21 protein-coding genes are annotated in these 24,049 nt (G+C 51.7%); 4 read left to right on the top strand and 17 right to left on the bottom strand.

The window, feature by feature from the left end; all coding sequences use genetic code 11:
- Position 1: 1 nt before the first annotated feature.
- The 7 genes from wcaD to wza all read right to left on the bottom strand — a co-directional run bounded on the left by wcaD (position 2) and on the right by wza (position 7,584).
- Positions 2 to 1,219, bottom strand: a complete 1,218-nt coding sequence (wcaD, locus tag BGE37_RS04460) for a colanic acid polymerase WcaD (protein WP_000107816.1) — start codon at positions 1,217 to 1,219, stop codon at positions 2 to 4.
- A complete protein-coding gene (gene wcaC / locus BGE37_RS04455) occupies positions 1,194 to 2,411 on the bottom strand; it encodes a colanic acid biosynthesis glycosyltransferase WcaC (RefSeq protein WP_001023900.1) in 1,218 nt (405 codons plus the stop codon). Before wcaC ends, wcaD begins: the two co-directional genes overlap by 26 nt.
- Positions 2,408 to 2,896: a colanic acid biosynthesis acetyltransferase WcaB gene (gene wcaB / locus BGE37_RS04450; RefSeq protein ID WP_000888744.1), complete on the bottom strand. Its 489-nt coding sequence runs from the start codon at positions 2,894 to 2,896 to the stop codon at positions 2,408 to 2,410. The genes wcaC and wcaB overlap by 4 nt, the downstream gene beginning before the upstream one ends.
- Positions 2,897 to 2,898: 2 nt before the next feature.
- Entirely contained in the window at positions 2,899 to 3,738 is an 840-nt protein-coding gene (gene wcaA / locus BGE37_RS04445) for a colanic acid biosynthesis glycosyltransferase WcaA (RefSeq protein ID WP_032256392.1), read from the bottom strand.
- A gap of 92 nt (positions 3,739 to 3,830) precedes the next feature.
- A complete protein-coding gene (wzc, locus tag BGE37_RS04440; RefSeq protein WP_000137136.1) occupies positions 3,831 to 5,993 on the bottom strand; it encodes a tyrosine-protein kinase Wzc in 2,163 nt (720 codons plus the stop codon).
- Between the two features lie 2 nt (positions 5,994 to 5,995).
- Complete coding sequence (wzb, locus tag BGE37_RS04435; protein ID WP_000482901.1) at positions 5,996 to 6,439, bottom strand: low molecular weight protein-tyrosine-phosphatase Wzb; 444 nt, start codon at positions 6,437 to 6,439, stop codon at positions 5,996 to 5,998.
- Between the two features lie 5 nt (positions 6,440 to 6,444).
- A complete protein-coding gene (gene wza, locus BGE37_RS04430) occupies positions 6,445 to 7,584 on the bottom strand; it encodes a polysaccharide export protein Wza (protein WP_000978094.1) in 1,140 nt (379 codons plus the stop codon).
- A gap of 308 nt (positions 7,585 to 7,892) precedes the next feature.
- Between wza and BGE37_RS25400 the strand changes: the two genes are divergently transcribed.
- Positions 7,893 to 8,042, top strand: coding sequence for a hypothetical protein (locus BGE37_RS25400; RefSeq protein WP_162829205.1), 150 nt, complete (start codon positions 7,893 to 7,895; stop codon positions 8,040 to 8,042).
- Between the two features lie 200 nt (positions 8,043 to 8,242).
- On the top strand, positions 8,243 to 9,826 hold the full coding sequence (locus BGE37_RS04425) for a TerC family protein (RefSeq protein ID WP_001300971.1): 1,584 nt from the start codon (positions 8,243 to 8,245) through the stop codon (positions 9,824 to 9,826).
- Positions 9,827 to 10,277: 451 nt separating this feature from the next.
- Here the strand turns inward: BGE37_RS04425 and asmA are convergent, their stop codons facing one another.
- The 3 genes from asmA to udk form a co-directional block, all read right to left on the bottom strand.
- Positions 10,278 to 12,131: an outer membrane assembly protein AsmA gene (asmA, locus tag BGE37_RS04420; protein ID WP_097758062.1), complete on the bottom strand. Its 1,854-nt coding sequence runs from the start codon at positions 12,129 to 12,131 to the stop codon at positions 10,278 to 10,280.
- A 21-nt stretch (positions 12,132 to 12,152) separates the two neighbouring features.
- Positions 12,153 to 12,734, bottom strand: coding sequence for a dCTP deaminase (dcd, locus tag BGE37_RS04415; protein WP_001234767.1), 582 nt, complete (start codon positions 12,732 to 12,734; stop codon positions 12,153 to 12,155).
- A 91-nt stretch (positions 12,735 to 12,825) separates the two neighbouring features.
- A complete protein-coding gene (gene udk, locus BGE37_RS04410) occupies positions 12,826 to 13,467 on the bottom strand; it encodes a uridine kinase (protein ID WP_001295424.1) in 642 nt (213 codons plus the stop codon).
- A 317-nt stretch (positions 13,468 to 13,784) separates the two neighbouring features.
- Between udk and BGE37_RS04405 the strand changes: the two genes are divergently transcribed.
- Complete coding sequence (locus BGE37_RS04405; RefSeq protein WP_105287822.1) at positions 13,785 to 17,102, top strand: diguanylate cyclase; 3,318 nt, start codon at positions 13,785 to 13,787, stop codon at positions 17,100 to 17,102.
- Positions 17,103 to 17,140: 38 nt separating this feature from the next.
- Here the strand turns inward: BGE37_RS04405 and alkA are convergent, their stop codons facing one another.
- Complete coding sequence (alkA, locus tag BGE37_RS04400; protein ID WP_000288410.1) at positions 17,141 to 17,998, bottom strand: DNA-3-methyladenine glycosylase 2; 858 nt, start codon at positions 17,996 to 17,998, stop codon at positions 17,141 to 17,143.
- A 133-nt stretch (positions 17,999 to 18,131) separates the two neighbouring features.
- Between alkA and yegD the strand changes: the two genes are divergently transcribed.
- The gene (gene yegD / locus BGE37_RS04395; protein ID WP_105287821.1) at positions 18,132 to 19,484 is read left to right on the top strand and encodes a molecular chaperone; all 1,353 of its coding nucleotides are present in this window, start codon (positions 18,132 to 18,134) and stop codon (positions 19,482 to 19,484) included.
- An 11-nt stretch (positions 19,485 to 19,495) separates the two neighbouring features.
- On the opposite strand, the gene yegI is transcribed toward yegD, so the two are convergent.
- The 6 genes from yegI to BGE37_RS25930 form a co-directional block, all read right to left on the bottom strand.
- On the bottom strand, positions 19,496 to 21,436 hold the full coding sequence (gene yegI / locus BGE37_RS04390; RefSeq protein WP_105287820.1) for a protein kinase YegI: 1,941 nt from the start codon (positions 21,434 to 21,436) through the stop codon (positions 19,496 to 19,498).
- Complete coding sequence (locus BGE37_RS04385) at positions 21,433 to 22,194, bottom strand: PP2C family serine/threonine-protein phosphatase (protein ID WP_000119055.1); 762 nt, start codon at positions 22,192 to 22,194, stop codon at positions 21,433 to 21,435. The genes yegI and BGE37_RS04385 overlap by 4 nt, the downstream gene beginning before the upstream one ends.
- Positions 22,191 to 22,850, bottom strand: a complete 660-nt coding sequence (locus tag BGE37_RS04380) for a vWA domain-containing protein (protein WP_000003176.1) — start codon at positions 22,848 to 22,850, stop codon at positions 22,191 to 22,193. The genes BGE37_RS04385 and BGE37_RS04380 overlap by 4 nt, the downstream gene beginning before the upstream one ends.
- 220 nt (positions 22,851 to 23,070) lie before the next feature.
- Positions 23,071 to 23,130: a type I toxin-antitoxin system toxin IbsA gene (gene ibsA / locus BGE37_RS04375; protein ID WP_010723109.1), complete on the bottom strand. Its 60-nt coding sequence runs from the start codon at positions 23,128 to 23,130 to the stop codon at positions 23,071 to 23,073.
- A gap of 271 nt (positions 23,131 to 23,401) precedes the next feature.
- Positions 23,402 to 23,458, bottom strand: a complete 57-nt coding sequence (locus BGE37_RS04370) for a type I toxin-antitoxin system Ibs family toxin (protein WP_100733667.1) — start codon at positions 23,456 to 23,458, stop codon at positions 23,402 to 23,404.
- 271 nt (positions 23,459 to 23,729) lie between these two features.
- Positions 23,730 to 23,786, bottom strand: a complete 57-nt coding sequence (locus BGE37_RS25930; RefSeq protein WP_100733666.1) for a type I toxin-antitoxin system Ibs family toxin — start codon at positions 23,784 to 23,786, stop codon at positions 23,730 to 23,732.
- Positions 23,787 to 24,049: the final 263 nt, after the last annotated feature.

Genomic DNA, 24,049 nt, shown 5'->3' with positions numbered 1-24,049 from the left:
CTTACCTCGTAATATTTAACGCTTTTCGCAAAATAAACGGACAGACGATTAAAAATGCATATTCCGGGCTAAATATCGAACCGGTAAAAAACAGCGACACCGGAGTAAAAAGATATAATTGCACGCGAAAATTGCGGTTATCACCAAAAGCGTTGATCATCATTTTTATCACTTTCCCCATGTACCACAGCGATAAAAACACTGCGAACCAGGAAAAATAAATAATCAGCAGATACAAACCATTGTCTATGGTTTTTCCGACATCCGCACCGTTAAATATTCCGAATGATGCGACATATTCATAAAGTGAGCCAAATCTGACTACACCGTCAATATGGGTCAAAGAATAACCGACCATCACCAGCGGACCGACAATACGATAATACGATGACGATCCTTCCGTACCTAAATCGCCCAGACGGGTGGAAATATAAGGAAACGCGATTACCACACCAACTAGGAATACAGCCAGAGAAATCAATGCCAACGGTAACTTTTTCTTAATCGCCTCTTTATTCAGATATTGAAATGCCCACTCCAGCAAATAAAACAGGATAAAGGTCATAACCCCTGAAAACGATCCGGATAATATTATCCCTGCGAGAATCATAGCATCGGTTTTAGGCGTTTTGATACCAAACTGTTTGATGCTGAGCCAAATTGAGATTAATGCCAGAGCGAAAAATGCCGGTTCGAAATAAAGTGCTGTCGTGCGCTTGCCGCCGAATTTAATGAAATTCAGCACATAGCTGTTGCTGTAAATCAGATATTTCGAAATCGACTCCATAATACTGCTGCCACCGGTGAGGATAATTTGCGCCATCTCCACTGCCGCCAGCGCCACCACCAGCCCGACCACCAGATAAAAGAAACGTAATATCTTGCGATGGTTGTGTGGCGAAATCGTTTTAAAACGAATACTCCACACCATGCCAATAATGATCACAATATAGACAAACAGCATGGTTGAAGTGACGTATTTACTGGCATCCAGCGACTGACCAAACAGATAGTTAAACGCCGTGAGTCCCGCACCAATCCCTAAGGCAATCATCAATTTTTTAACGCTGATGCGTTCTAAAAACAGCAGTAACAAGACAGGTAAAAAAGTGACGATGGTGATGGGGAAACTTTCGCCAAGCTGGGCGATTTTGACGTTAACCAGCAGGTAGATCAGCGGCAGCAGCAGGTAGCTACAGATTCTGATAGAAGTTGACATACTCCTCCAGCATCTGTTGTCCACTGTAGGCGGCGCGGCTGCGTTGGCTGAACTCAGCCAGCGTGGTACCAAATATCGCCTGCGCGATTTCCGGTTTGCTTAACTGCACCAGTTGCAGCACCTCTTCTTCGCTGACGGTTTTACCGCCGGATTTTTGCAACACTTCCCGCGCCGCATCGCTATGGGTGGCAATCACCGGCACGCCAATCGATAGCGCCTCACACAAAATCAGCGGGTAGTTATCGACGCGAGAACTGAACACCAGCGCATCCATCTGATTGAGCGCGCTCATCAACTTGCGCTTGTCAGTTTCAAAGCCGTGATTAACCACGTTGCCAGCGGTGAACGGCGAGAACTTACCAAAGGTATGCAGTTCGATTTTGTCGCCCAGCGCCATCATCTCGCGCACCAGTTGCTGGTTAGTTTTGCCGTCGTAACGCAGGTCATGCGCCACCACCGCGATTTTCGGCTTACCCTGGGTTTCGCGCACCGGAGGCAAGTCCGCCAGAATCGCTTCGGTTGCCATATCAATGCCATTATTGATAATCCGGCAACGCCCTGGACCGTACAGGCTATTGAAAGCGTCAGCCACATGCTGGCTGGGGGAAATAAACTGACAGCCCAGCGCCAGCATCTCACGGAATAACTGGCGTTTGCCCGCCACCAGCTGGTGTGCGCGATCAATCTTCACCGGCGGATAATTAATTAAGGTCGGGCATTTCTGGCAGCCCGTTTTCCAGCCTTCACAACCGTCGGTAAAGGCGCAGCGCCCGGTAACGCTCCAGTGGTCGTGCAGCGTCCAGACCAGAGTGACATCCGGTTTGTGGTTTTTCACCTTTTCGCAAAAGCGCACCACGCTCTTAAGATTTAGCCAGTAGCTGTGCAGCACATGAAAATGCAGGACCACCGGACCCGGTGTACGAGTAATGGTGCGATATAACTCATTGAAATTGCCAAACAGATCGCGATTAAACAGACGAAACAGGGCAATGTTCGCCATCGCGGTCATCCGCGGCGTATGTTTGATGACCTGCGGATAGTTCTGATGGCTGACGCTCTCTTTGCCGCCTTTGCCGTAGCCGTAGACAAAATGTGACGCCAGCCCCTGTTGCAGCGCACGCTGGTGGAGATCTAACGCCACACCTGCTGCCCCGCCTTCCGCCAGTCGCACATTAAATTGCAGAATATTCATTTGATTACCTTCACTCGCGCTTTTTCTCCCACCACCAGCGCGTTGTCCGGGACAGAGTCAAGCACCACGCTGCCCGCGCCCACGGTGACGTTGTTACCAATCGTGATATCACCAAGAATAATAACGTTGGCACCGAGTTCGACGCCGTTGCCAATGTGTGGACATGCCATGTTTTCGGCACCACGATTGCCGATAGTGACGCCGTGGCGAATGGTAAAATCATCCCCCGCTACTACGTTTTTATTGATCACTACGGCGTAACCGTGATGGATAGTAAAGCGGCGGCCAATGGTTGCGGCGGCCTGGATTTCATAACCGAAAAAGCATTCGGTGATAATGCGATACAGCACCAGCAGCGGGGCCGCCCACAGATTGTTGAGGACGTTCTTTTTGCGCCACACCGAACAAAAATGAGCAACGCGATAGGCAAGAACCATGCAGCACGGGCGTAAACTCCAGCTGTTGGCGCGCAGATCTTCCAGCATCTTTAGCGCCCCCGAATACCATCAGCCAGACGTTTGCCGTTACGCACCGACAGCAGCGTCAGCAAAGTGCGCCAGGTCATACGTTTATTGCGGATCTGGTAGAGGGTAAACAGCTGATATTTTTTGCTGGCACGGTCAAATTTGTCTTTGTGCTTGCGGTAAAAGTGGAAGTATCCGGAGAATTTTTTCGGTGACGAGGTGATCTGCATTTCACCGTGATTGATATGCAGGATCTGCGTCGCCTCTTCCACTTTCCACGGTTCGCCATACTCCACCACCATCCGCAGGAAGATGTCGTAATCCTGTGCCGCTTTTAGTTCGGTATCGAACAAACAATCTTTGAAACGCCATGCCCAGGTAAAGACCTGATTGCCAATGATATTGCGTTTGTAGAACAGGCGGCGTGAGTACGGCGATTTGGGATACAGTGGCAAACTTGCTGGTTGGGAATAGACTTCACCCTGGCAAACGTAGTCGTTAGCGTACAAAAAGGCGTGTGTGACCAGTTGCTGTTTATGGGCGAGGAAGACGCTCAGACGGTTGGGTGTCCATTCATCATCATCATCGATCCCGGTGATATATTCCCCTTGCGCCAGCATAATCGCCTGGTTACGTACCGCGCACGCCCCGCTGTTAATGTCGTTGTGAATGTAGGTAATACGCGGATCGTTGAGGGCGGTGACGTACTGTTGCAGTTGTTCCCAGGAGTTGGAGCAATCATCCACGATGATCATCTCCCAGTTGCTGTAGTCCTGGCGCAAGACCGATTTTATCGCCCGAATCGCCAGTTGTTGGCGGTTCCAGGTCGGCATATAGATTGAGATCAGCGGATTGTCTTTCATAGGTTGTTCTCCCGGCTTATGAGCTGGTTTGCTTGCCGGATGCGGCGTGAACGCCTTATCCGGCCTACGGGGCGGTGCGAATGCAGGCGTCGTTATTTCGCATCCGACTTATATTCGTATTCGTAATAGCCATAATCCTGATACGCGCTGGCGCGGCGGAAGATGGAGTTCAGAATCACCCCTTTCACCGGAATACCGTTTTGCTCAAAGCGGCTCAGACTGGTTTCCACTTCTTTCAATGTGTTGACCGCATAACGCGCCACCATTAACGTGGTTCCGACATGACGACCAACAATTGCGGCATCGGTCACTGCCAGAATCGGCGGCGTATCAATCAACACCAGGTCATAGTTTTTACTCGCCCAGTTCACCAGTTCGGCAAAGCGTTCGCTCATCAACAGCTCAGAAGGATTTGGCGGCACCTGACCGCGCGGGATCAGGTCAAATTTGGCAATAGAGGTCGGTTTAGCAGCGGTAGTAATATCGCCCTGACCAATCAGAATTTCCGACAGACCATTGACGTTATTGGTGCCCAACAGCTCGTGGGTGTAGCCTTTGCGCATATCACAGTCGATCAACAACACCCGTTTATTGGTCTGGCTGATCACCGCCGCCAGGTTGGCGCAGACAAAGGTTTTACCAATTGACGGGCTAACCCCGGTCATCATCAACACATTGTTCTGCGCCTGCATCATCGCGAAGTGCAGACTGGTACGCAGACTACGGATGGCTTCAATCGCCAGATCGGTTGGATTCCCCACTGCCAGTAGCTGGCTCTGTTTATAGCGTTTAACCCCTTTGATGGTTTTGACGCTATCGCGCGCTTTCTGCCACTCCGACAGCGGGATGCTGGCATAGACGCTGATTCCGTGTTCTTCCAGCACTTGCGGGCTTTCGATGCCGCGATTAAACAACGAGCGCAGCAGCACACCCACGATAGAGAGCATCAGGCCAAGGATAATCGCGCCGAGGATAATCAGCCCTTTCTTCGGTTTTAGCACGCCAGGCTGGGTGATTGCCGGGTCAACAATGCGCACATCGCCGACGGTGCTGGCTTCGGTGATTTTCAGCTCCTGCTCTTTATTCAGCAGTTGCATATAGACCTGCTGACCAGACTCGACATCGCGGGTCAGGCGCACAATCTCCTGCTGGGTTTTCGGCATCGCCGTTACGCGACCGTTAAGTTTGGCTTTCTCTTCTTCCAGCGCCTGACGTTTCTCCAGCAGCGTGCGGTACGCCGGGTGAACTTTGGTGTACAGCTTGGAGATTTCCGCCTCTTTAAAGGTCAGTTCGTTCAACTGCGCGTCAATGTTCACCATCGAATCGAGCACCGCTTTCGCTTCAAGCGGCAGATCAACAGAATCTTTATCCTGACGGAAGGCATTCAGTTTGTTTTCGGCAACATCGAGGCGGCTACGTACTTCCGGTAACTGTTGCGCGAGGAAAGCGAGGCTTTTCGACGCTTCCGCCGATTTGCGCTCAATATTTTGTTCCTGATAGTTACGGGCGATGCTGTTAAGAATGTCGCGGATCTGTTCGCGATCTTCACCGGTATAAGTCAGGCTCAGTACGCCTGCGTCTTTGCCGTTCTCCGTTACCGTCAGGCTGTTTTGCAGTTGGTTGATCATCCCCAACGTGGAGTATTTGGTGACGGTAAACTCACTGCCCGGGCGGGCGTGAATGGCTTCAACCATCAGCGTGACGCCTTCTTTTTTCAGCATCTGGCCCGCTTGCCCACGGGCGCTAAAGCCGCCATCACTGCTCAGGGTGTAGTTTTTATTGTCCAGCACATTAAGCGTAAACACCTGGTCCGCCATCTCTTTCGGGCGGTTAAAGGTGGTCACTTTCACCGTCTCGTTCTGACGTCCCATCAAACGATCCCAGCCCGCACCGAAAATCGGGAACGTGTTTTTGCTCACCGCAATATCGAGGTCTAGATCGTCCACCGTTTTACCAAGCACCAGACGCGAACGAATCAACTGGATCTCGGCGTCCGATGCAGGCGGTTTGTTGGCTAATGCCGAGCCAATGTCCTGCACTAACGAATTGCCGCTGTTTTGTTCGATTTGTACCAGTGCGTCGGCACTATAAATCGGCGTGGCGAAGAAAGTGTAAACCACAGCACAGAGGGCAAATACAGCGGTGATGCCAATCACCCACCAGCGCGCTTCAATGACGGTGCCGACCAGGCGACCAATATCGATTTCATCACTGCCCGTTACCGGAGCGGCATGTTGTTTTACTTTTTCTGTCATTCTTATACCTGCTCTGCGTTCAATGCCTGCGCCCACTGGCGGGCAGACCGTTCAAGTAATGTGTACACCGCTGCAAACGTTTCCCGGCTTTTGCGATACGGATCGGGGATTTCACATTCGTTATCCCAGTGACCAAACAGCATCACTTTGCCGCGCATCTCAGGTGCCATCTCGCATAAGCGTTCGATATGGCGCTTTTCCATGGTCAAAATCAGGTCATAGTTGCGACACAGGCGGCGGCTGATTTGCCGTGCACAGTGACCTTCCAGAGACAGTTGATGTTCTGCGGCGACGCTGATAGCGGTAGGATCAGCGCCCTTACCGACCAGCGCGCCGAGTCCAGCGGACTCCACTTTCAGCTCCGGGTGATAACGTTGCAGTAAGCGTTCCGCCGTCGGGGAACGGCAAATATTGCCGACACAGACAACTAAGATGTTGTTAAACATGACGATTACCAGTTATGAATGTCGCTGGCTGTATCCGTCATGTAACGGACACCGCTAATAGTTGGCAGCAACTGATTGATCAGACGGTTCCAGCGGGAAACCGGGGCGGTGGTGACATACACCACGTCATAAGGTTGCAGGCGGAATTCTGTCGCCATCACCAGCGACGTCGCATCGGACATATCCAGCTGGTAGATATTGGCAATCTTGCCATTACGCCCGCCCTCGCCTTTCAGCGGACGAATGACAAAGATGCCGCTGGCGTTGGAGGTGGTCATGTCGATGCCTTCAGCATTACCCAGGGCTTCAGTCAGGGTCATGCCGCTAAAGTCCATTTTCAGGGTGCTCTGTTTCTTCACTTCACCCATCACAAATACTTTCAGATCATCATTACGCGGCACGTAGAGAATATCGCCGGGATAAAGCAGTCGGTTCTGATTGAGGTCGCCGTTTTGCATCAGCGCCTGCAAAGAAATGCGTTCTTCACGACCATTGTGTGTTAGCACCACGTTGCGCCAGTCAGCGGTGTCGGTCAGGCCACCTGCGGCGTTGATGGCGTCGAGAATAGTCAGTGGTACGTTGGTGATCGCCTGTTGACCGGATTTATTCACCTGACCTGAGATATAGGCCTTTTGTGAGCGGAAGGCGGCGATATTAACGTCCACCTGCGGGTCAGCGATGTACGTCGCTAAGCGCCCGGTAATATCACTGCGGATTTCAGCGAGCGTTTTCCCGACTACGTGAACCTTGCCGATATACGGGTAGAACATGGTGCCGTCAGGCTGTACCCAGTTGCCGGTGTCACTGGAGCTGCGGTACTGACCGGCTGGCGTGGTGAGTTCCGGGTGATCCCAGACGGTGACATTAAGAACGTCCCCCGGCCCGACGCGATACTGGTAATTCGCGATCTCGCTTTCCAGCGTCATATTGGGGCGCGCTACGTTGGGTCGTGGACGTAATTGGTCAATCAGGCGCGGGGTCAACGGATAAACATTCACCATTTTGTCGAGATCGAAATCAGCGTCCTGCTGTTTGATGACGTCTTTGCCCATCGTCGACATATTGCTGCCCGGAAGTACTGTGCAACCGCTTATCAAGGTTACTGACACCAATAATGGCATCAATTTCATTTTGGATTTCATCATTGTTTATTTATCACTTTGGCAGAGTAATTATCCTGTGCACTATTAATAGCAATGTCGCCATGCACATTTACCTTGCAGTTAATTGAATAAAAATTTAACTGGCATCAGTCCTAAAAAAATTGATTTCATCCGCAGGCTATTGACAGAATAATTCAGACTGGTCTTTCAGGCATCCAGACACGCTACCGCCCCTGGCTTTTTAGCTACCAATACACTGATTTAGCTTAATTTTCAAAACCCTCTCAACATACAGTCGTTGATGAGAAAGGGTTATTGCGGAAATTAACTTCCGAATATAAGGTGACATTATGGTAATTGAATATTGGCTCTCCAATAATGCAGGAGGAAGTGTTACAGCTAACGGAATAGCAGGCAAGGTAACAATTCGGCAATTGGCTATTTTTAAGAATTATATTAAGTGTCATTCAATATGGTTTTTAGGAGTTTCTTTAGGTTGACAATATTTAATATAGTGTCTCTACATGCGATATTTCTTAAATAATGTTTTATTATTACCACTTTTAATTCAGGGATAATGTGAGGTTATTACCCTCAAATAATATGAGATAAATAGTGCTGCAACATTGCATTTTTGCCCCGATTTATCCATGATCGAATTGTGACATTTGTCATACAACGAATAGGTTTTGTACTTACTATGGAATGGATTGCCGATCCGTCTATCTGGGCCGGGTTAATCACGCTGATTGTGATCGAACTGGTCCTCGGCATTGATAACCTGGTCTTTATTGCCATCCTCGCCGAAAAACTACCGCCGAAGCAGCGCGACCGCGCACGGGTTACCGGGCTGCTGCTGGCGATGTTAATGCGCCTGTTACTGCTGGCGTCAATCTCCTGGCTGGTCACCCTGACTCAACCGCTGTTCAGCTTCCGCTCGTTTACCTTTAGCGCCCGCGACTTAATCATGCTGTTTGGTGGTTTCTTCCTGTTGTTCAAAGCCACGATGGAGCTGAACGAACGGCTGGAAGGAAAAGACAGCAATAACCCCACACAACGCAAAGGTGCGAAGTTCTGGGGGGTGGTGACACAAATTGTGGTACTGGACGCCATCTTCTCACTCGACTCGGTGATTACCGCCGTCGGGATGGTCGACCATTTACTGGTCATGATGGCCGCCGTGGTTATCGCTATCAGCCTGATGTTGATGGCCAGCAAGCCGTTAACGCAATTTGTTAACAGTCACCCGACCATCGTTATTCTCTGCTTAAGCTTCCTGTTGATGATTGGCTTTAGCCTGGTGGCAGAAGGTTTCGGCTTCGTCATTCCGAAAGGCTACCTGTACGCTGCCATTGGTTTCTCGGTGATGATCGAGGCGCTCAATCAGTTGGCTATCTTTAACCGGCGACGTTTTCTTTCCGCTAACCAGACGCTGCGCCAGCGGACTACCGAAGCGGTAATGCGCCTGCTTAGCGGGCAAAAAGAAGATGCGGAACTGGACGCCGAAACCGCGTCCATGCTGGTGGATCATGGTAACCAGCAGATCTTTAATCCGCAGGAACGGCGGATGATTGAGCGGGTACTTAATCTTAACCAGCGTACCGTCAGCAGCATTATGACGTCGCGCCACGATATTGAGCATATCGATCTCAACGCGCCGGAAGACGAGATCCGCCAGTTGCTGGAGCGTAATCAGCATACGCGGCTGGTGGTTACCGACGGTGACGACGCAGAAGATTTGCTCGGTGTTGTTCACGTTATCGACCTGCTACAACAGTCACTGCGCGGCGAACCGCTCAACCTGCGGGTGTTGATTCGCCAGCCGCTGGTGTTCCCGGAAACCTTGCCGTTGTTACCTGCCCTGGAGCAGTTCCGTAATGCCCGCACACACTTTGCTTTTGTGGTGGATGAGTTTGGCTCGGTGGAAGGGATTGTGACATTAAGTGACGTCACTGAAACCATTGCCGGTAACTTACCGAACGAAGTGGAAGAGATCGACGCCCGCCATGATATTCAGAAGAATGCGGACGGTTCCTGGACGGCGAATGGTCATATGCCGCTGGAAGATCTAGTGCAATATGTGCCGCTGCCGCTGGATGAAAAACGTGAATATCACACCATTGCCGGGCTGTTGATGGAATATTTACAGCGTATTCCAAAACCTGGCGAAGAAGTTCAGGTGGGGGATTATTTGCTTAAAACGTTGCAGGTGGAAAGCCATCGCGTGCAGAAGGTGCAGATTATTCCGCTGCATAAGGATGGCGAGTTGGAGTACGAGGTGTGATGGTATCGGTCATTTTACCCGATGCTGCGTGACGCCTTATAACTTCAGCAATGAAGCGTTGTCTGTGGTACATGGACATTACAGCGGGGGTGTGGGTCCGGCTGTAAATCGCCGAATCGTTTCCTGTAGGCCGGGGCAGCCCACATGGATGTGGGCTGAGGGCGCGTTTTACAGGGATGTTACCTCGCGCCCGTACCCGATAGCCGAAAGGAATAAGATGAGGGAACCGCGCCAGCGGCGATTTACCGCCGGGAGCCCGGGTTGCCAGGGTGGTGGCGATTGAGCCACCCTGGCACGTTCACCGGCTTGAGCGTTCCATAGTAGCGAGGAACATCAAGTGAACGGAACAGCCTTCGATCTTACATATTCAGAATATAATGGTGCCGCCGCGAACGCCTGATGCGACGCTTTACGCGTCTTATCAGGCCTACAGGACAGGTCACCTGGTAACCTACATCTTCTCCAGCAACTTCTTCACATCTTTGCCATTGCGGGAATCTTTATTCCGCTCGGCCCAGTCATTCAGGCGACGTTTCGCTTCGTCCTGTAGATGTTTGCGCAGTAACTGATCCACTTGCAGACTGTAATTGAGTTGCTGCCAGTTGCCATAAACCCGCAGCGGTACTGGCGTTTCTTTGAGGAAATCAATCAGTTTGCTTTCCCCGTTCCAGCCACCCACGACCCGAATATCAAACTGGGTGTCGCAGGTTTGATCTGCCAGATTCAACATGCCTTCCCCTGTAAGCGCCAGCACAGGCGATTGACCTTGCATGTCGTTTAACGTCACGACGCCATCCTTCAACGTCAAATCGGTGGTAAAGCGGTCAAGACGCGTTACGTTATCGAAGTTTTCAGCGGCCTTCACATCACCACCATTACGTTCTACCGCTTGCTGAATCATCTGCTGGAAGTTCATCCCTTCCATGCGCGTGTCGGTCATTTCGACATGTGCCTGTCCTTGCCAGTTGTGGCGGAATGCGTCGGCATCTATGTCAGCACCGGAGAAATCACCAGCCAGTGACATTTTTCCGGTCAACGAAATCGGATAGTTAAACGCCTTCAGAATGGTACCAATCTCAACGTTTTCCAGCCGTGGCTGGAAGTTTATCCGCGGATTTATTGATGTCGCGTCCAGCGTGCCCGGCAGTGAAACCTGTCCACCGTTAAGCTTGCCCTGTAGTTGAGTAATTTCCAGCAGACCCGACTTGTTGGTCATTTGCGTGGCAACATCTGTAAAATTCATTCCGCGCCAGCGCACGTTACTGGCCTGCAACAAAATATCAGCCGTAAAGCCTTGCAGTCCCTGATAGGCCGGTTCATCAATACGCGAAGAAATAACCGGGCGCGGCAACGTTGATTGGCTCTGCCCCTGCTGCGCGGCACCGTTTTCACCATTCGCGGTTTCATTAAGCGGGATGAGGTTGTCAAGATTCAGTTGCGGGAATTGCAGCCTCAGCTGCCATTCCGGTTTCTCTGTCAGCGTAACCTGTGCTTGCCCGCTCAGCGTACTGTCATTGGCGGTCAAACTAATTTGGTTAAATGAAAGGCGTTTATGTGACTCCTGCCACTGGACCTGGAAACTCCCCTGCCCCTGAATACCTTGTTTTGGTAAATCTGCACCCTGCAACTGCCAGTTAATTTGTTCAATAGCCGCCGTTAAATCATGCGGATAATCAGAAGCATCTACCGTACCGTTAAGGGATATCGTGAGATCGCGCTGATCGCGATTAACCCGCCCGGAGAACTCAAATGAGCCACGATGTTGGGGATCTTGTTCCATTTGCAGGCGGATATTGCGGATTGTCACCTGCTCGTCATCTTCATGCTGGAACACCAGAACGCTGTCCGCCACCTTAAGACTGGATATATCAAACGACCATCCGCGATCGTCTGACAGATCCGGCAAGGTATTGTCGCGCGGTGCAACCGGAGCGTCTTCACTGCGCACCGCTTCCGTCTGCGGCGTCAGTTGGATCACTGCCCCTTTTAGCATCACCTGCTTAACGCTCAGTTGATGACTCAGTAGTGGTAAAAGCGCCACGTCCAGGCGCATGTTGTCGGCGCGAACCAGTGGCTGGGTCGCGCCCTGGGCGGTGAGAGACATTCGCCCGGAGAGGATACTAAGCTGCGGCCAGACGTGCCAACGCAGTGGCCCGTCGAGCTGCAATTGATAACCGCTACGTGCAGCAACTTGCTTGACCATATAGTCGCGGAAATCATTCGGATTCACCAGCAACACTAACGCAGATAATCCGGCCACCAGCACGACCAGGAGTATCATCAGCGTCGTCAGAAATCGTCTCATGGTATCCTCAATGGGCCTGAATTAGTCTTTATCGATTCGGCTGGCTACCGCGCCCTGCTGGTTGCGATATTTCGCATCTTCACGGCGGTTGTAAGGTCGCGCCGCCGGGCCGGAAAGCGGCTCAAAGCTCAGCGCACCAATTAACATGCCCGGACGCAGCGCCAGCGGCAGCTTACCGGAGTTGTAGAACTCCAGCACAATGCAACCAGACCAGCCCGGATCGATGCGGTGCGCGGTGACGTGCACCATCAGCCCCAGACGCGCCAGTGAGGAACGCCCGTCCAGCCAGCCCACCAGATCGGCTGGCAGCGTCACCGACTCCAGCGTCACCGCCAGCGCCAGCTCTCCTGGGTGAAGATAGAACGCCTCGCCCTCGTCGAGAACGATCTCATCGCTCATCACGCGGTCAAGCGCGGCGCTCACTTCATCTTTGGGACCGCTCAGATCGATAAACGCTGCCGTGTGACCACGGAAGGTACGAAATTTATTGCCCAGGCGTACATCCACCGTCGCGCCGTTAATACGCTCCACTGGCGGACGTGGGTTGATCGACAAACGGCCTTCATCAAGCCAGGCTTCAATATCTCGGTCACACAGACGCATGGCATTTTCTCCTTTCGCGCATCACTCCCTTAACGCCAATTACGTCAAGGGCATACCAGGTTATCACTGAACGGTACACAATTTATCAAGCTTATTCAAAGAACTGACTTATTTTCGCTTTCAATATATCGATCGCGATGCGGTTTTTCCCGCCGCGCGGCACGATAATGTCCGCATATTGTTTAGAAGGCTCAATGAATTGCAGGAACATCGGGCGCACGGTTTTTTGATATTGCGCCATCACTGAATCCATTGAACGCCCACGCTCGTTAACGTCACGCTTGATGCGGCGCATCAGGCAGATATCCAGCGGGGTATCAACGAAAATGGAGAAGTTAAGTTCGTCACGCAAACGCGCATCCGTCAGCAACAAAATGCCTTCGAGAATGATGACCTTCTTCGGCTCAACCGTCACCGTTTCTTTCATACGCGTATGTTCAACATAGCTGTAAACCGGCAGGTCAATTGCCGAGCCGCGTTTCAACGCTTGTAAATGCTCAAGCAGCAGACTGTGATCCATCGCGCTGGGATGGTCGTAGTTGGTCTTAACGCGTTCTTCCATCGACAGATGGCTTTGATCTTTGTAATAGCAGTCTTCGGGAATTACGCCGATGTGTTCATCACCGACTTGCTCACGCAATTCACGATAAAGGGTACTGGCAATAAGACTCTTGCCGGAAGCCGATGCGCCAGCGATACCGATAATGACGCACTGATGAGACTGATCAGTCATATATTTAGCGACCTGATTAACCTGGATGTTAGGAAGGGGGCGACGAAGCGCCAAACGCGGCAATTATAGGGATTTCATCCGTCTGATACCAGTCGAATAGCGTTGCCGCGCGCTCAGAGTTAATTGTTGACAAAGAATTCCCGGGGGCAAATTACGTTGATCAGTTTTATGTAAGGTAAAAAATGTTATACGCAGTTGCGCAAATTATCCGCCTTTACGTCACTTTATGAGCAATTCGCATATAAAATGTAAAACTTTTGTACTAGCATAAACACAGAAACGAATACTGGCGACCAGGTCTTGCGGATAAAGCGGTAATGAGCAAACAATCACAGCATGTATTAATTGCCCTGCCCCACCCGCTGCTTCACCTGGTCAGTTTAGGTTTAGTCTCGTTTATCTTTACCCTTTTCTCGCTTGAGCTTTCGCAGTTTGGCACCCAACTCGCCCCACTGTGGTTCCCGACGTCCATCATGATGGTGGCGTTTTATCGCCATGCCGGGCGCATGTGGCCGGGAATTGCGCTGAGCTGTTCGCTGGGAAATATCGCCGCATCCATCCTGCTTTTTTCCACCAGCTCGCTGAACATGACCTGGACGACCATCAATATTGTTGAAGCCGTGGTCGGGGCAGTGCTGCTACGTAAATTGCTGCCGTGGTATAACCCCTTGCAAAATCTGGCTGACTGGCTGCGTCTGGCACTCGGCAGCGCCATTGTTCCGCCTCTGTTGGGGGGTGTTCTGGTTGTCCTGCTGACGCCCGGAGACGATCCTCTCAGGGCATTTTTGATATGGGTACTGTCAGAATCCATCGGCGCTCTGGCACTGGTGCCGCTGGGATTGTTATTTAAACCGCACTATCTGCTGCGCCATCGCAACCCACGGTTGCTTTTTGAGTCGCTGCTCACGTTAGCCATCACACTGACGTTAAGCTGGCTTTCGATGCTGTATCTGCCGTGGCCTTTTACTTTCATTATTGTGCTGTTGATGTGGAGCGCCGTGCGTCTGCCACGAATGGAAGCCTTTTTGATCTTCCTTACCACGGTGATGATGGTGTCGCTGATGATGGCCGCGGATCCCTCCCTGCTTGCTACGCCGCGTACGTACCTGATGAGCCATATGCCGTGGCTACCGTTTTTGCTGATCCTGCTGCCCGCCAACATCATGACCATGGTGATGTATGCCTTTCGTGCGGAACGCAAACACATTTCCGAAAGCGAAACCCACTTTCGGAACGCGATGGAATATTCCGCTATCGGTATGGCGTTAGTGGGCACCGAGGGACAATGGCTGCAAACCAACAAAGCGCTCTGCCAGTTTCTCGGGTACAGTCAGGAAGAGCTGCGCGGACTCACCTTTCAGCAACTGACCTGGCCGGAGGATCTCAATAAAGATCTCCAACAGGTTGAAAAGCTGATAAGCGGTGAAATAAACACCTATTCAATGGAAAAACGCTACTACAACCGCAATGGCGATGTTGTCTGGGCGTTGCTTGCCGTCTCACTGGTGCGCCACACGGATGGCACGCCGCTCTATTTTATCGCTCAGATTGAAGACATTAACGAGCTAAAACGCACCGAACAGGTCAATCAGCAACTGATGGAGCGCATCACTCTGGCTAACGAAGCGGGCGGGATTGGCATCTGGGAGTGGGAGTTGAAGCCGAATATTTTTAGCTGGGATAAGCGGATGTTCGAGCTGTATGAAATTCCTCCACATATCAAACCGAACTGGCAGGTGTGGTACGAGTGCGTGCTGCCGGAAGATCGCCAGCATGCCGAAAAAGTGATTCGTGATTCGTTGCAATCACGCTCGCCCTTTAAACTGGAATTTCGCATTACCGTAAAAGACGGTATTCGCCATATCCGCGCCCTCGCCAACCGGGTACTGAATAAAGAAGGCGAAGTCGAACGTCTCCTCGGCATCAATATGGATATGACCGAAGTGAAACAGCTTAACGAGGCATTGTTTCAGGAAAAAGAGCGCCTGCACATTACGCTTGATTCCATCGGTGAAGCCGTGATCTGTATTGATATGGCGATGAAAATTACCTTTATGAATCCAGTGGCGGAGAAGATGAGCGGCTGGACGCAGGAAGAAGCGTTAGGTGTTCCGCTCCTGACGGTGTTGCATATTACTTTTGGCGACAACGGACCATTAATGGAGAACATTTACAGTGCCGACACCTCACGTTCCGCGATCGAGCAAGATGTGGTGTTGCACTGTCGGAGCGGCGGCAGTTACGACGTGCATTACAGTATTACGCCGTTAAGTACTCTGGACGGCAGCAATATTGGTTCGGTTCTGGTGATTCAGGACGTTACCGAATCACGCAAAATGCTGCGCCAGCTGAGCTACAGCGCCTCCCATGATGCACTGACGCATCTCGCCAACCGCGCCAGTTTTGAGAAACAACTGCGTATCCTGCTGCAAACGGTAAACAGTACACATCAGCGACATGCCCTGGTGTTTATCGATCTTGATCGCTTTAAAGCGGTGAATGACAGCGCCGGGCATGCGGCGGGTGACGCTTTGCTGCGCGAACTGGCGTCGTTAATGCTGAGTATGCTGCGTTCCAGCGACGTGCTGGCGCGACTCGGTGGGGATGAATTTGGTCTGCTGCTACCAGACTGTAATGTTGAAAGCGCGCGTTTTATCGCTACACGCATTATCAGTGCCGTGAATGACTATCACTTTATCTGGGAAGGACGTGTACATCGGGTAGGTGCCAGTGCCGGGATTACCTTGATTGATGACAACAATCATCAGGCGGCTGAAGTGATGTCGCAGGCTGATATCGCCTGTTATGCCTCCAAAAATGGTGGCCGGGGCCGGGTGACGATTTACGAACCGCAGCAAGCTGCCGCACATAGCGAACGGGCAGCGATGTCGCTTGATGAACAGTGGCGGATGATTAAAGAGAATCAGTTGATGATGATCGCCCACGGTGTCGCTTCGCCACGGATCCCGGAAGCACGTAATTTGTGGCTGATTTCACTTAAGCTCTGGAATTGCGAAGGCGAGATTATTGATGAACAAACATTTCGTCGTAGCTTCAGCGATCCGGCACTTAGCCATGCTCTTGACCGACGGGTATTCCACGATTTTTTCCAGCAGGCCGCCAAAGCGGTTGCCAGTAAAGGCATAAGCATCGCCCTCCCTCTTTCCGTTGCCGGTTTGAGTAGCGCCACGCTGGTGAATGATCTGCTTGAGCAGCTGGAAAATAGCCCTCTACCACCACGGTTATTACATCTGATTATTCCGGCTGAAGCGATTTTAGATCACGCAGTAAGCGTGCAAAAACTGCGGCTGGCGGGATGTCGGATAGTGCTCAGCCAGGTGGGCCGCGATCTGCAAATCTTCAACTCGCTGAAAGCGAATATGGCAGATTACCTGCTACTTGATGGTGAGTTATGCGCCAACGTGCAGGGTAATTTGATGGATGAGATGCTGATTACGATTATTCAGGGGCACGCTCAGCGACTCGGGATGAAAACCATCGCCGGGCCAGTCGTTTTACCCTTAGTGATGGATACGCTTTCTGGCATCGGCGTCGATCTGATTTATGGTGATGTGATTGCCGATGCCCAACCGCTGGATTTGCTGGTGAATAGCAGTTATTTCGCGATTAACTGAGGGAGCGTTTGCCCATTGCCTGATGCGACGTATCAGGCCTACAATTCGTCCGTTCCGTCTGGTTGCCAGCCTTCCGTATACCAGATATGCAACAGCGCATAAGAACGCCAGGGCTTCCAGCGCTCGGCATAACGGCGGATTTGTGCCGGTGTCATCCCCGGAAATCGCTGTTTAATCAGATAATCATCCGGCAGAAAAACATCTTTCGCCTGCCAGCCACGCAAAGCGAAATAATTCGCCGTCCAGCGCCCGATACCCGGAAAAGTTTGCAGCGTTTTCATCGCCTGCTCCACATCGCCCGGAATTGTCATTGGTAAGCTGCCCTCCAGCGCCGCATTTGCCAGATGAATCAGTGCCTCTGCCCGTTTCAACGGCATGCCTAACGCTTTTAATGCCTGCGGGTCGGCTGCTGCCAGCCGCTGAGGCGTGGGGAAGCAGATATACTCCGGAAAATCATCCAGCCGTTCGCCATAAAGCTGTACAACTTTGGCAGTCAATTTTGCCGCCATCGCCACGCTCACCAGTTGGCCTAAAATCGCCCGCACACCCTGCTCAAAAGCATCAATACAGCCGGGTAAACGCAATCCGGGCCGCGCCGCGCCTAACTTGCCCAACGCACCGTTAACAATCTGCGGGTTACATTGCAGATCAAACAGGCGGCTCATTTTCGCCAGACACTCAGCGGCAACGGGTTCTAAACCTGCACTTAAATTTATGTGCAGAGTATGGCGGGCTATATCCGGAATAGCAGTCACCACGCCGCGATATTCGCCCACCGCCAGACTACGGGCATAATAATCCTCAGCGACCGTTTCCACACCACTCACCGCACGGGCGGCGAGAAATCCCAACATCCACGACCAGTCATACGGCGGCTGCCAGTTCAGGGTATACATCGCATCTCCTTATTCATCCGCTTTCAGCATAAACGTTATTCAGACGCTACGCTTTGCTTTCATATTCCGGTTGTCGCGACGGCAACATTTCGCTAAAGTCACGCCCCTTCTTCACCGGCATGGGGATTAATTCGTGTTTATTGGTTTTGATTACGGTACAGCAAACTGTTCAGTGGCGGTCATGCGTGACGGTAAACCGCAATTACTGAAAATGGAAAACGACAGCACGCTGCTGCCTTCAATGCTTTGCGCGCCAACGCGTGAAGCAGTAAGTGAATGGCTGTACCGCCATCATGATGTTCCGGCAGACGACGATGAAACGCAGGCGCTGTTACGTCGGGCGATTCGTTATAACCGCGAAGAAGATATCGATGTTACGGCGAAAAGCGTGCAGTTCGGTCTTTCCTCACTGGCACAGTACATTGATGATCCAGAAGAAGTGTGGTTTGTGAAATCACCAAAATCGTTCCTCGGTGCCAGCGGCTTAAAACCGCAGCAGGTAGCGCTGTTTGAGGATCTGGTCTGCGCAATGATGTTGCACATTCGCCAGCAGGCGCAGGCGCAGCTGCCAGAAGCGATTACTCAGGCGGTGATTGGTCGCCCGATCAACTTCCAGGGGCTGGGCGGCGATGAAGCAAACGCCCAGGCGCAAGGGATTCTGGAACGCGCGGCGAAGCGTGCCGGGTTTAAGGATGTGGTATTCCAGTACGAGCCGGTCGCGGCTGGGCTGGATTACGAAGCCACCTTGCAGGAAGAAAAACGGGTGCTGGTGGTGGATATCGGCGGTGGTACGACTGACTGTTCATTGCTGCTGATGGGGCCGCAGTGGCGTTCGCGTCTCGATCGTGAAGCCAGCCTGCTGGGTCACAGTGGTTGCCGTATTGGCGGTAACGATCTGGACATCGCACTGGCGTTTAAAAACCTGATGCCGTTACTGGGCATGGGTGGCGAAACCGAAAAAGGCATCGCCCTGCCGATTCTGCCGTGGTGGAATGCGGTTGCCATCAACGACGTACCTGCGCAGAGTGATTTCTACAGTAGTGCCAACGGTCGTCTGCTTAACGATCTGGTACGCGATGCCCGCGAACCGGAAAAAGTGGCCCTGCTACAGAAAGTCTGGCGTCAGCGTTTAAGCTATCGCCTGGTGCGTAGCGCAGAAGAGTGCAAAATTGCTCTTTCAAGCGTAGCGGAAACCCGCGCCTCACTGCCGTTTATCAGCGATGAACTGGCTACGCTGATTAGCCAGCAAGGGCTGGAAAGCGCCCTCAGCCAGCCACTGGCGCGGATTCTGGAACAGGTGCAACTGGCCCTGGATAACGCCCAGGAAAAACCGGACGTTATCTACCTGACCGGCGGTAGCGCCCGTTCGCCGCTGATTAAAAAAGCGCTGGCAGAACAGTTGCCGGGAATTCCGATTGCAGGCGGCGATGACTTTGGCTCCGTCACCGCCGGGCTGGCACGCTGGGCGGAAGTGGTGTTTCGTTAAAAGAAAATGGCTCAGCAGCGGCTTAAATCTGCCTGCGCCTGAGCCAGTTTTTCTGCCGCCTGACGTAACGGTTCCATCAACGGCATGGTCCGTGCTGGAGCATGAAGGCGGAATCGCTGCAACTCTGTCGCGCCGACAGTCAACGTCGATTCCAGCCGATGTCGTTTGGCGGTCATTTTCGCCATTACCGCTTGTCTGTCTGCTGGCGTTATCGCTTCATTCGGCCTGAACACAAAACGGCGTTCACAGCTCGCTTTCCAGTCGATAACCGCCTGGGTCAGATGGTCGCCAAACCCTTTCACTTGCTTAACGCCACGACGGGTAACATCTGCGGCTGTTTCAATACCAAAAGACCGTAACGCCGCTTTACGCGCAGGGCCAACGCCGGGAATAGAGGCAACATCAATAAAAAATCCCTCCAGAAACTTCTGCTTCTGCCGTTCCCTTGCAGTGTCATGAAGTGCTGCCAGAGCGCGTTTCTCTTCTTCCGGTAACCCGAGAATTTCGTCCTTCATTTTTTCGAGCATCGTCCGTTTGGCGATAAAACCTTCCAGGCCGCCTACCTGCTGGATCTGGCGGACTAAATGGTCATAGTCCATTTTCGCACGATTAAATGCCTCACGGCGTTGCTGAACTTCTGCTTTGTACGCTTTGCTTGTCAGACTGCCAATAATCCAGATAGCCGCCAGCACAGGAACCAAAATAATATAACGCGGTTCTGCCTGAAGGCCGCAAAGCAGCAGCGATAATGCTGACAGTGCGATCTCAAGCAGAATGATGTATTCGCGCCGTAACAGGCCTAAAGGAAGCGGCCTGCCAGTCGGTTGGAAATGATCGGGTAATGGCAGTTGCAATGCTGGCGGTGCTACTGACGCCATCACCATCGCCCAGACTTTTGCCAGCACAAAATCCCCGCCGGTGGTAATGACCTCTTCGCCGAGATCAATAAAATAGATAACGCCTTGATTATCCAGCGCACACCACGGGCAGTCGGTCAAATGAGCGGGATAAACATGCATTGCCGAAACGGGACATTTCTTTAACTGTTGGCGCAGAGAATCAAGTGCCGCTACCCACGCTTTAGCCGTCGGACGCCCGGTTGCCACGCCACTTTCCGTGAATGCCTGCTGAAACATGGCTTCAACATCACTCGGTAACATCGATAGCGGAATCGATCGTGGCGGCGGTTTTAAACCACGTCGCTGATTATCTGACGCGTAGGCATAACGGAAATGGGTAATATCCGTCTCCAGCGCATTACCCGCATCAGAGATAAGCGGCACACCAGAATAAGGATGCCGACCACCAAACAAGACGTGAAATATCAGCAAGGCAAGGCCAAAATTATCGTGATTCGCGGTGCGTTCAAAGCCGACAAATGACGACAAGGTTTGTAGCTCTGGCGGCGTAAAATGCGACACGCCGACTTCGCATAAATGCAGTGTGCCATTGGCGTTAATCTGAAAGGAGTCACTATCGATCAACACCACTTTGCTGTCGCGACCTACCATAAAGCTGTTCTGGTTTACGTCCCCCACGACGTGCCCGTGCTCGTGAACCGTAGCAAAAGATGAAGCAATATTGCGCGCAACATAGAGTAGAAAATCCCACGCACAATGAGGGTAACTCTGGCGACGATGTGCCGGGCTATAGATCATATGAATCGGTTCTTTACCAGAAACTTTTGGCATCATAAAACCGATAACTTTTCCGCCTCGCCCACCGTGAAGCGTTGCCTGCGGCCAGGCGACATAATTCAACAACTGCGCGTCAGCTGTCGCAGCCATAAAGGCAAGTTTGTCCTGTTTTAAGGCGGGTGGCGGCGTGTGATAAATCTTGGCGACGCTATCGGCAAACTCCTCGATATCATAAACCGCACCTTCACCGCCTTTGCCCAGTTCACGGCCTGGCGTAACGCACTCACCAGTAGCAGTATATAAAGTGGGTTTCATGGTAACCACAGCGCCAGTGCCAACGTTTTATCATCATCGGTACGCTCGTTTACCGCCGGGCTCGACAAAAACTGCTTTAACAATTCAGGTAATAAATCGAGTTGTTCCTGCGTTGCTGCCGCCAGTCCATTGAAAAACGGGGTAAAGAAAGGCACATGCGGAGAATTATCCAGCATATTTAACGCCAGTCGCTGAATACCATCCGTAAATGCTGCAACTTTATGCGCACGCTCAGTGCTGGTGAAAGTTTCCAGTCTGGAAACAGCATCTTCATCGCTAATGAAATGCGTCATATTGGCATATTCACCCACCATCGGCGTGAGCGGCAGTTCCAGACCACGACCAAAATCCACCACTACACCGCCGTCGCCAATTTGCATAATCAAGGTGCCGTTAGCCGATGAAATCAATCCCAGAAACGTGCAGGCAAAATCGCGAACTGCTAATGCTTTGGCTTCTGCCTCGGCAAAAAGTCGTTGACGAATGGTCAGTACCATATTTGTGGCGAGGACATCATTAAGCCCCAATTCACCGTCCTGTACTTTTTGCACCATAAACGCCATCGCTTCATTGACGGCGAGCTTCGCGCCTTCTCCTCCCTGCGAAACGCTACCTGCGCCATCAGCAAGGAACATCACCAGTAATGGCTGCTGGTCATTTAGCCAGGCAACCTGCATCTGGCAGGCATCCTGACAAGGTAAATCAGCGCTAATGTGCGACGTTCCAACAGCGGATGCATAAACCAGACGCCAGCTCACACTGACGTCCAGCCTTTTGGCGCTTCCAGCACAACTTCCGTTCCCGGCGTGGAGCGGGAAACCGAACGCAGCGAACTGGATAACCAGCTAAACAGTTCACGGAATTGTAATCCCTGCAGTGGCAAAGGCTGACGAACGCTGATTTGTGCCAGAGTCTTCATATCCGCCCCCTGAACACCGATGGAAAAGAAGGCAAACTTCTTATCTTCTTCCCCCTGAAACACTTTGTTGGCGGCAGCCTGCCACTCATCGGTTGGAGCGCCATCGGTGATCAGGAAAATCCACGGGCGATAATACGAAATACCATTTGCGCGGTACTCACGTTTCCTCTCTTCAACCATATCCAGGGCTTTGGTAATGGCGGCCCCCATAGGCGTATCCCCCTGGGCAAACAGGATGGGCGGGAAAAAGTTAGCGGCGCTGGTAAAGGGTTGTTCCACATGCACCGGGCCGAACGTCACAATGCCGAGTTCCACTCTTTTTAAAGCCAGCGGATCAGCAAGCAGTTCATCACGAAAGGTAACCAATCCGGCGTTAAGTTCATTAATAGGTCTGCCGCTCATCGAGCCAGAAACATCCAGCAGCAGAATGCAGGGGCAACGTGGTTCCGGGTTACTGGCAAAATCGCTGGTGGCAAACGTGATTTGTTCGCTCATAAGAAATCCTTTCTTAGAGAATTATTGAGGTCCGGTATCATACCGATTGCAATAATGAAATAAGAGCAAACGAAGAAACTTTCAGAATTAGGCCCGGCGGCGCAGAAAATTTTGCTATTCGCCTCGCAAGAATGGAGAGCCGTCGATTGACACTAAGGGCGGAGTGACATAATTTCAGGAGTGAGGGTTAGGGAGAGGTTTCCCTCTCCCCCTAGTGTTCTTAGTAAGCCTGGAAGCTAATCACTAAGAGTATCACCAGTATGATGACGTGCTTCATCATAACCCTTTCCTTATTTAAGGCCCCTTCCTCGGGAGGGGCTTTCTCGTTTCAGCATCCCGCTGAAATCGGCGGCCTACCTCCTTTCGCCATGCAAGCAGTCTATCGCTAACTTGCAGACAAAATAGTTTCACATGTGATTATTGCGTAACGTCTCGCAAAGAATATTTGCTGGCAGGATCGCAGACTACAAAGCCTGCGGATTGACAATCTGATTGTGAAGGCATACTTTCAGGAGTGAGGGTAGAGCGGGGTTTCCCCCGCCCTGGTAGTCTTAGTAAGCCGGTAAGCTAATGACTAAGAGCACCACGATGATGAGTATCTTCATCATGACCCTTTCCTTATTTAAGGCCCCTTCCTCGGGAGGGGCTTTCCCGTTTCAGCGTCCCGCTGAAATCGTCGGCCTACCTCCTTTTGCCCTGAATGCAGTCTATCGCTAACGCTTAGATAAAATAGTTTCATCTGTGATTATTGCGTAACGACTCGCAAAGAATATTTGCTGGCAGGATCGCAGACTGCAAAGCCTGCGGATTGACATTCTGACCGTGAAGGCATATTTTCAGGAGTGAGGGTAGAGCGGGGTTTCCCCCGCCCTGGTAGTCTTAGTAAGCTGGGTAGCTAACGACTAAGAGCACCACGATGATGATCCACTTCATCATGACCCTTTCCTTATTTAAGGCCCCTTCCTCGGGAGGGGCTTTCCCGTTTCAGCGTCCCGCTGAAATCGTCGGCCTACCTCCTTTTGCCCTGAATGCAGTCTATCGCTAACGCGCAGATAAAATAGTTTCCTGTGTTATTACTGGATGCGTGCTCGCAAAAGTGCCCGTCATTCAGACGATTCCCGACAGTGTTTCATAATTCCTCCATTTTTCTCCCTTATTGGCTGGCTACACTAGTATCATTCCGCGAAACGTTTCAGGAA

Origin of the sequence: Escherichia sp. MOD1-EC6300, assembly GCF_002965045.1 — a bacterium.
GTDB classification, from domain to species: domain Bacteria; phylum Pseudomonadota; class Gammaproteobacteria; order Enterobacterales; family Enterobacteriaceae; genus Escherichia; species Escherichia coli_F.
Note: the sequence above shows the minus strand (reverse complement) of the source record. Positions and strands in the feature narration are given on the sequence as shown.

Coding starts and splice junctions, on each gene's coding strand:
- wcaD (WP_000107816.1), bottom strand. CDS start 1,219: ATGTCAACTTCTATCAGAATCTGTAGCTACCTGCTGCTGCCGCTGATC.
- wcaC (WP_001023900.1), bottom strand. CDS start 2,411: ATGAATATTCTGCAATTTAATGTGCGACTGGCGGAAGGCGGGGCAGCA.
- wcaB (WP_000888744.1), bottom strand. CDS start 2,896: ATGCTGGAAGATCTGCGCGCCAACAGCTGGAGTTTACGCCCGTGCTGC.
- wcaA (WP_032256392.1), bottom strand. CDS start 3,738: ATGAAAGACAATCCGCTGATCTCAATCTATATGCCGACCTGGAACCGC.
- wzc (WP_000137136.1), bottom strand. CDS start 5,993: ATGACAGAAAAAGTAAAACAACATGCCGCTCCGGTAACGGGCAGTGAT.
- wzb (WP_000482901.1), bottom strand. CDS start 6,439: ATGTTTAACAACATCTTAGTTGTCTGTGTCGGCAATATTTGCCGTTCC.
- wza (WP_000978094.1), bottom strand. CDS start 7,584: ATGATGAAATCCAAAATGAAATTGATGCCATTATTGGTGTCAGTAACC.
- BGE37_RS25400 (WP_162829205.1), top strand. CDS start 7,893: ATGGTAATTGAATATTGGCTCTCCAATAATGCAGGAGGAAGTGTTACA.
- BGE37_RS04425 (WP_001300971.1), top strand. CDS start 8,243: ATGGAATGGATTGCCGATCCGTCTATCTGGGCCGGGTTAATCACGCTG.
- asmA (WP_097758062.1), bottom strand. CDS start 12,131: ATGAGACGATTTCTGACGACGCTGATGATACTCCTGGTCGTGCTGGTG.
- dcd (WP_001234767.1), bottom strand. CDS start 12,734: ATGCGTCTGTGTGACCGAGATATTGAAGCCTGGCTTGATGAAGGCCGT.
- udk (WP_001295424.1), bottom strand. CDS start 13,467: ATGACTGATCAGTCTCATCAGTGCGTCATTATCGGTATCGCTGGCGCA.
- BGE37_RS04405 (WP_105287822.1), top strand. CDS start 13,785: ATGAGCAAACAATCACAGCATGTATTAATTGCCCTGCCCCACCCGCTG.
- alkA (WP_000288410.1), bottom strand. CDS start 17,998: ATGTATACCCTGAACTGGCAGCCGCCGTATGACTGGTCGTGGATGTTG.
- yegI (WP_105287820.1), bottom strand. CDS start 21,436: ATGAAACCCACTTTATATACTGCTACTGGTGAGTGCGTTACGCCAGGC.
- BGE37_RS04380 (WP_000003176.1), bottom strand. CDS start 22,850: ATGAGCGAACAAATCACGTTTGCCACCAGCGATTTTGCCAGTAACCCG.